This window comes from Psychrobacter sp. T6-1 (assembly GCF_052258445.1).
Window position 1 is genome coordinate 1 of sequence record NZ_JBQQFC010000470.1, and the last position, 1,349, is coordinate 1,349.

2 protein-coding genes and 1 pseudogene are annotated in these 1,349 nt (G+C 46.9%); all 3 read right to left on the reverse strand.

Annotated features, from left to right (window positions below):
- Positions 1-383 (reverse strand): annotated as a pseudogene (locus tag ACTXGO_RS13875) (DNA topoisomerase IB); the annotation flags it as partial.
- A 182-nt stretch (positions 384-565) separates the two neighbouring features.
- Positions 566-850 (reverse strand): pyrimidine/purine nucleoside phosphorylase, encoded by a 285-nt coding sequence (ppnP, locus tag ACTXGO_RS13880; RefSeq protein WP_435949218.1) that lies wholly within the window; start codon positions 848-850, stop codon positions 566-568.
- Positions 851-893: 43 nt separating this feature from the next.
- A partial coding sequence (locus ACTXGO_RS13885; protein ID WP_443574931.1) for a peptide chain release factor-like protein occupies positions 894-1,349 on the reverse strand: 456 nt, incomplete at its 5' end.

Genomic DNA, 1,349 nt, shown 5'->3' on the forward strand with positions numbered 1-1,349 from the left:
GCTCGCAGAAGAGGTAGCGCCTCGCCAAACCCTATCATCGCATCGAACTTAGCCTCATCGCGCACGTTGTTCCATGCGGGATGATACAAGTACTGTTTGCGCGCCTTGAGATCGCGTCCTGTCGATTGCAGATGTCCTTTGTCATCTTGGCATATCCAGACCTCAGTCCACATCGGCGGAATAACCAGCTCTTCAAAACGTCGGCGCAAGGCTTTGTCTTTGACCGTCTTGCCCGCCTCATCTCGATAAGTAAAGCCGCGACCCCAGCGTACTCGCGTAAATCCTGGCTCATCATCACTGACATAACGCAGCTTTGCGCGGCGAGCTAAGCGCTCATAATCGTGACGCAGATCGTCTATGACTTGCTCAGTCGCTGTTATCATGTGCTATACCCTTAAAAGTAAAGTTTATGAGCTTAATCATAGGTAAATATCTAATACGGCGCTGTGTGTTTGACGCACACAAAGTGTAATACTGTGTAAAAAAAGTATTGTGCATAAAAAACGCCAAGCATTACACTTGGCGTTCTTATAGTAGTAGTGTTCTAGTCCGTATCTAAAAACCACTACTTACCATAAGTACATAAATAAGCCGTTTCTACATCTACTTTGACATTGAATTTTTGATTGGCCTTTACTGTGAATGACTCGCCAGCCTTGAAAGTTTGCCACTCATCGCTCTTAGGCAATTTGACTGTCAACGCACCACTGACTACGCTCATGGTTTCAAATTCGCTGGTGCCAAACTCGTACTCACCAATTTCCATAACGCCGACAGTAGCGGGAAGCGTAGCCGTTTGAAAGGCGATGGACGTGACTTTGTCATCAAAATAACTATTAACGCTTGGCATAATTTTCCTTAAATTTGGATTTATTTAAATATCGAAAGTGTTTTTACAATCCTGCCTTAAGACTCGCTTCGATAAATTGATCGAGATCGCCGTCGAGTACCGCACCCGTATTAAAGGTCTCAATGCCCGTACGCAAGTCTTTGATACGCGAATCATCAAGCACATACGAGCGAATTTGACTACCCCAACCGACATCAGACTTATTATCCTCGACCGCTTGTTGTGACTCCATACGTTTTTGCATCTCAAGCTCATAAAGCTTGGCGCGTAGCATTTTCATTGCGGTCGCCTTGTTACCGTGCTGACTACGCTCGTTTTGACAGGTCACCACCACGCCGCTTGGCTCGTGAGTGATACGTACCGCAGAATCCGTGGTGTTGACGTGCTGACCGCCTGCGCCCGATGAGCGGTAGGTATCAATGCGCAAGTCCGCTGGATTGATATCGATCTCGATATCATCGTCAATCTCAGGCGACACAAAGACGGCGGCAAACGAGGT

What these genes read in the sequence shown, in the direction of transcription:
- ppnP (WP_435949218.1), bottom strand. Translation starts at nt 850, where the DNA reads ATGCCAAGCGTTAATAGTTATTTTGATGACAAAGTCACGTCCATCGCC.